Below are 6,567 nucleotides of genomic sequence, written 5' to 3' on the forward strand. Positions count from 1 at the left end.
ACCTCTTGCATGAAGGTCACGGTTTGGTAACGGTCCCTGGTTTGGTGGTGGCTTCGGCAGCGCGAATTCTGAGACGGTCGGGCGCATGCGGAGGGCGGTGGTGTGCGCGTCATGGTGATGACGCTGCACAAGCTGACCGCCGGGGACGGCTACGTGTACCTGGTGCGGCAAGTCGCGGCCGCCGACAGCACCGAACGCGGTCGCTCCGCCCTGGCTGACTACTACTCGGCCAAGGGCGAATCACCGGGCCGCTGGACCGGTCGCGGCCTGGCCGCGCTGGCCGACACCGGCGCACGCGAAGTCAGCGACGAAGTGCGCCAACAGGTGTGGACCGTCGAAGGCGGATCGGTGGTCACTGAGGAGCAAATGAAGGCCCTGTTTGGGCTGGGTTTGCACCCCAACGCCGACAAAATCTCTGACCATCTGTCCCCACGATTGAATGTTCGCCCCTCCATCGCGGCCACCCAGTTGGGCCGCAAATACGCGGTGCGTGACGAGTCCTCGGAGTTCACCCGTCGTGTCGGGAAAGCGTTCCGCGCGCACAACATCGCCGCCGGGCTACCGGGCACGGCGACCATCGATGATGACGTGCGGGCAGGCATCCGTACCCGCGTCGCCACCGAGATGTTCGCCGAGCAATTCGACCGCGCACCAGCCGATGCGCGCGAGCTATCCGGGTTCATCGCACGCGCCACCCGGGCCCGCACCACCGCGGTGGCCGGCTACGACTTGACGTTCTCTCCGGTGAAGTCGATTTCGGCGTTATGGGCGATCGCCCCACCGGAGGTTTCCGAACAAATCGAAGCTGCGCACGAGGCCGCGGTGGCCGACGTGTTGGAGTGGCTCCAAGACAACGCCACCTTCACCCGTACTGGCACCAACGGTGTCGCCCAGGTCGACACCGAAGGGCTCATCGCCGCGGTGTTCACCCACCGCGATTCGCGTGCCGGGGACCCCGATCTGCACACCCATGTCGCGATCTCCAACAAGGTGTCTTACCTCGATCACAATGGGGTGCGCCGCTGGCTCGCTTTGGATGGCCAACCGTTGCACCGGGTCATCGTGGCGGCCTCGGAGATGTACAACACCCGCATGGAAGCCCACACCATCGACCGCCTCGGTGTGGACTTCGCCGAGACCCCCCGGGGACGCGGGAAGCGACCCGTGCGCGAGATCGTCGGAATGTCGGCGGAATTGATGACGCGCTGGTCGAGCCGGCGCACGGCGATCAAGGCCCGTACCGCCGAGTTGGCCAAGGCGTTTCAGCATGATCACGGCCGCGAACCGACCACCATCGAGTCCCTCGCGTTGGCCCAACAGGCGACGTTGGAATCGCGCGAAGCCAAGCATGAACCGCGCTCGCTGGCAGAGCAGCGCGACACCTGGCGCCACCAAGCTGTCGAGGTCCTGGGCCACGACGGAGTAGAGCGCATGCTAGCCAACGTTCTGACCGCCGAACGCGGCCACACGACACCGGAGATCACTGACGAATGGGTGGCGTCGCAGGCTGGCGCACTGATCGCCACGGTGTCCGAATCGCGGGCGACCTGGCAGCGTCATCACGTGCGTGCCGAAGCGCTCCGCGTCGTGCGCAACGAGGGTGTCGCACACGTGTCGCAGCTTGTCGAACGGCTCACCGCCACCGCACTATCTGAGGCGTTCTCGGTGCCCCATGCCCGCGTCGACGACGCCGAGTTGGGTGAGCCTGTCGCGTTGCGTCGCCGCGACGGTTCCAGCGTCTACAGCCGCCACGGCACCGCGACCTACACCAGCGCTGACATCCTCACCGCCGAGCGGCGAATCCTGGCCGCAGCGCACCAACTCGATGGCCGTGTCACGGCCACGACAGACGTGCGTTTGGCCCTCACGGACGCCGCCGCGCGCGGCAAACCCCTCAACGACGGCCAAGCCGCTCTGGTGGCCCAAATGGCCCTCGGCGGCCGCCGCGTCGGGCTCGCGTTGGCCCCGGCGGGGGCGGGCAAAACCACCGCCATGGCCGCCCTGGCGCACGCCTGGCGCAGCTCCGGCGGACAGGTCCTCGGGTTGGCCCCCACCGCGGCCGCGGCGATCGTGCTCGGCGAAGACCTGGGCGCAACCACTGACACCCTCGACAAGTACGTGCACTGCACCGATGAGAACAACGCCGCGATCTACGGCACTCCGGACTGGTTCACCCAGGTCGGTCCCGACACCCTCATCGTGGTCGACGAGGCCGGCATGGCCTCCACCCCCGGTCTGGACGCCATGATCACCCACGCCCTCGCAAAAGGCGCGAGTGTGCGTCTGGTCGGTGATGACGCCCAGCTCGCCTCCATCTCAGCCGGCGGGGTGCTGCGCGACATCGCCACCGACACCGGAGCCCTCACGCTCTCGGAGGTGGTGCGGTTTCACTCCCGCGCCGAAGCCGCCGCCTCCCTCGCGTTGCGCGGCGGGGACCCCGCCGGGATCGGCTTCTACCTCGATGCCGGCCGCATCCACATCGGCACCGAACAGACCTCCGCCGACGCCGCCTTCACCGCCTGGCAGGCCGACCAGGACGCCGGCCGCGACAGCCTGCTGCTGGCTCCCACCAACGCGATCGTCAACGAACTCAACGTCCGGGCACGCACCACACGGCTGGCCGCGGCGCTCGACGAGGCAGACCCGCACGCGACGCCGGGCCGCGAGACCGTGCTGTCTGATGGCCTGGCCGCCGGCGTCGGGGATGTCATCCGCGCCCGCCGCAACAACCGCCAGCTGCCCCTGTCGGGCACCGATTACGTCCGCAACGGCTACACCTTCACCATCGTCGACATCGCCCCAGACGGGGCGCTGAAGGCTCGTCATCGCGGCACCGGCCGCGAGATCACCCTGCCGGCGGACTACGTCACCGACCACGTGACCCTCGGCTACGCCGCCACCATCGACGCCGCCCAAGGCTCCACCGCCGGGCACGCCTGCCACGTCGTCGGCGCCGAACACCTGACGCGCCAACACCTTTACGTCGCGCTCACCCGCGGCCGCGCCGAAAACCACCTCTACCTGTCCACCGCCGAAACCGACCCGCACCGCATCCTTGCCCCGAAAGCCACCCACCCCGACACCGCCGTCGATGTCCTCTCCCGGATCGTGGCCCGCGACGGTGCCCAGGTCTCGGCCACCACCGCCGCCCGCCAGGCCGCCGACCCCGCCCGCCGCCTGGCCGCGGCCGCCGATATGTTCACCGATGCCCTCGCCACCGCCGCCGAAAACCAACTCGGTGAAGGGGCACGTGCACGCTTGGACGCCCTCGCCGAATCCGTGCACCCCGATCTCACGACCTGCACCGCGTGGCCGGTCCTGCGCCGCCGCCTGGCCATCCGCGCACTATCCGGCGCCGATCCGGCCGAGCTGCTCACCGCCGCGCACGCCCGCGGCGGACTCGACGACGCCGCTGACGCGGCCGCCGTCCTGGACTACCGCATCGACCTCACCGGCAGCGACGGCCGCGTCAGCGGGCCGCTGCGCTGGCTACCCGCCATCCCCACCGTCCTGGCAGACAACCCGCACTGGGGTGACTACCTGCACCGCCGCGAACACCTCGTCACCGACCTGGCCGACCAAATACGCGACAACGCCCGCTCCTGGACCGCGCAGACCGCACCGCCCTGGGCGCGGCCACTGATCATCGCCAACGCCAACCCCACCCTGACCGCCGAGATCGCCGTGTTCCGGGCCGCCACCGCCGTCGAGGCCGCCGACACCCGCCTCACCGGCCCCCCGCAATACCCGGTGGCCACCCGCGCCGTGCAAGACCTGCTACAGCGCCACGGCATCGACGCCATCGCACACAACCAGCCCGACACCACACAGTGGCACGACCTAATCGACGCGATCGACCGCCGCGTCCGCACCGACGAATACTGGCCCACCCTGGCCGCGCAGCTCGCAGAAGCCGCCCACACCAAAAACATTCACCAACTACTCACCGACGCCGCACACCAAGGACCACTCCCCGACGAGATGCCCGCCGCCGCCCTCTGGTGGCGCATCACTGAGACGCTGGCCCCCACCGCCGCCGTGCCCGAACCGCAACAGTCCGTCGAGCACGCTTCCGATCGAGCGCTCGTCGAGGTCCTGGCCGCCGCCCACCGCAACGGCGACCCGCTGCGCCTCCCGGCACCGCAGCCCGATCCTGTCGCGATCGCGCTAACCGTTCCGTATGTCGTGACCACCCTCACCGCGAACCACGACACCCCCGAGCTGGCCGAAGCGATCGCGGCGGCCGCCGCCGATACCGGCCGCCCCTGCCTACGCGTGCCCGCCACACCGCAGCCCGACCGCTTCAGCCTGGCCGAGCTTGCCGACAAGATCACCGAGCGCCGGCCACCGCGTGCGGCGCTGGTGGTCGTCGAGGACGCCGCCGCCGCCGACCCCGCCCACCTCGCCGCAGTGGCCACCACCCTGGCCGACACCCACGGTCGACTCCTACTCATCGACAACGGCCAGCCCGGACCCGGACGCCGACTCCTCGACGGGATGGGACTGCCCTGGTCTGAAAACGCCCGTCCTGCAAGAGAAATTGCTGACCCGGCATTGGCGAAAGCCGCAGAGACCCACCGCGGTCACGCTGCGTACCGCTGGCGACTGCTGACCAACCCACCCAGCCGCGACCGCGGACGAGACCGAGCCCGAGACCAGGGATACGGACTCGAACTCGACTAGAATCCGCCACGGGCTGGGAGCGGGTCCCGCGCGGGTCAGTGATTTTGCTGCGTCGCCTGCCACTTATGGGGCATGGTCAAGCACTCGGCCACTGCATTTGGAAAAGAATCTGCAAACCTATGAAGTAGCGGCCCGCAGTTGGCGTCGTCAAATCCCTGGCTGGTCAAGTCTTTTAAGCAGGAAGCGATGGTGTAGGGAAGGACTCTATCGGGCACTGTGCAGAAGGTGGCCACCACCGCGTCGGTGTAGGCGTCGCGCACAGCCGTGTAGGCGGCATCGAGCAGTTTCTGGACCACCGTGGCGTACCAGCTCAGCTTCAGATCAAGCTCGCGCGTATCGATCTCGTCCACCGATGACAGGTAGTCCTTGGCGTGGGCGAGTGAGCTACGCCAAAGATCCTGATGTGTAACGCGGTAACGGCTGCGTGGCTCCATCCGCATGAGGTAGGGAACAGCGTCGAGGTGTGGCAGTATGCGTACTTCTGCCGCTGGACCTGCTGGTCGCGGAGCGTCCCGAGTCACGGACACCTCTGTCGCGTCAGTGAGCGCCGATATCGCCCTCGCCAGTTCTGCGTGAACGAACTCCAACGTGGTTGCATGAGGTATCAGCGGGTATGCGACGTCGAAGTCGGTGCGCTGATCATTGGGGACGGCGGCGCGGTAAGCGCGGGCCCATTGAGCTGCCAGCGCGACGCAATCCGCTAAGTCGGCGTGACGCACGCCAAGCTCGACGCCCTGGTACTCCGCGTCCACGTAGGACTGCGCTCCGGTCGTCATTGCCGTTCCAGCTCCAAATCCTGTTCGACGCTGACCAGGGCTCTGACGATCATGTCGGCCAAGTCAGGTTCGCCAGAAACAGCTGCGGCATAACACATGTCGGGTAGCAGAAGTGGCCGGGTGGCCCAGCCGCCGATGTGTTCGGCAGTACGCGCAACCAGCCAGTGCGCCCGGTAGTTCGCCAGAGCTTCGCTGTAGTCGCGGGGATGGCCCGCCCCGCCAGTCATGAACGCGGGCCGGGCGATGGCAGTAGTGCCGTTGAAGATCTGAGCTTCCTCGTTGTACTTGGCCCACTGCTGAGTGGTGGGCTCACGGTCACCACCGCGAGCCTCCCAGATATGGCGCACCGCATCAGGGATCTCGACGGGCTGGGCCTGCGACGTTGCTGCATAGATCAGCGCCGCGGTCACCGCGGAGACGATCCGGTCCTGATAAATCGGGTCGGTTCCCATGATGCGCAGCAGCCGCGGGTAGATCTCGGGCCACAGCACCGCCAGCCGATGCACGTGCATGTCGTCGAGTACGGGGGCGGGTACCTGAACACCGGGCTGCAACAGCGGGTTGGTTTCGCGCGTGCACGCCGGCGGGTGCTCGACCCCCGCGTCCCGCAGCGCAGGCGTCGCAAGCGTGCTCGCAGCGGCAACCAGTCGCCAGCCCCACTGCGCGCGCAGCGCGGCGTACTCGATGAGGATTTGCGCGGGATCGGCCCAACCGAACCACAACTGTCGGAAATCGTTGTCCACCAACGGGTCTGTGGCCAACACGCGAACTGAGCGCGGAATGAAAAACCCCGCCGGGATGTAACCGGCTCCGTCATTAGAGGTGATCACGGTCTCGGTGCCGCTCGGGGAACGGAACACCCCGACTGCCCACCCCGTCATGGGGCTGCCCGCCAGGGACGCGGCGTGCTGCAGTTTCCAAACCAACTCCCTGGCCGCCGCCGCGTCGGCCGACTCGCGGCGCTCCTGGGCGGCCGCGGTCTGGCCCGCGGCCACCACGCTGGCCGGGATCAGGGTCGGGCCCGCAGCCGCACTCGCTGCGGACGGGGCGGACGCTGCTGGAGCATTAGCTGAGCCGAGGGTGCCCGCCGGCACGGTTGGCGCCGGGG

General features: G+C 68.4%; 2 protein-coding genes and 1 pseudogene. 1 reads left to right on the plus strand and 2 read right to left on the minus strand.

Annotated elements, in window-relative coordinates:
* Positions 1-111: 111 nt before the first annotated feature.
* Positions 112-4,683: a MobF family relaxase gene (gene mobF / locus AWB94_RS30565; RefSeq protein WP_234811945.1), complete on the plus strand. Its 4,572-nt coding sequence runs from the start codon at positions 112-114 to the stop codon at positions 4,681-4,683.
* A gap of 35 nt (positions 4,684-4,718) precedes the next feature.
* On the opposite strand, the gene AWB94_RS30570 is transcribed toward mobF, so the two are convergent.
* Both AWB94_RS30570 and AWB94_RS30575 read right to left on the minus strand, forming a co-directional pair.
* Positions 4,719-5,459 carry a hypothetical protein gene (locus AWB94_RS30570; RefSeq protein WP_062660269.1) on the minus strand — a complete coding sequence of 247 codons (741 nt, stop codon included), beginning with the start codon at positions 5,457-5,459 and terminating at the stop codon, positions 4,719-4,721.
* Positions 5,456-6,567 (minus strand): annotated as a pseudogene (locus AWB94_RS30575) (hypothetical protein); the annotation flags it as partial. The pseudogene AWB94_RS30575 and the gene AWB94_RS30570, both read right to left, overlap by 4 nt.

This window comes from Mycolicibacterium canariasense, assembly GCF_002101555.1.
Lineage (GTDB): Bacteria > Actinomycetota > Actinomycetes > Mycobacteriales > Mycobacteriaceae > Mycobacterium > Mycobacterium canariasense.

Bases quoted from the DNA above. Each gene is read 5' to 3' on its own strand.
- mobF (WP_234811945.1), top strand. From the start codon at position 112: ATGGTGATGACGCTGCACAAGCTGACCGCCGGGGACGGCTACGTGTAC.
- AWB94_RS30570 (WP_062660269.1), bottom strand. From the start codon at position 5,459: ATGACGACCGGAGCGCAGTCCTACGTGGACGCGGAGTACCAGGGCGTC.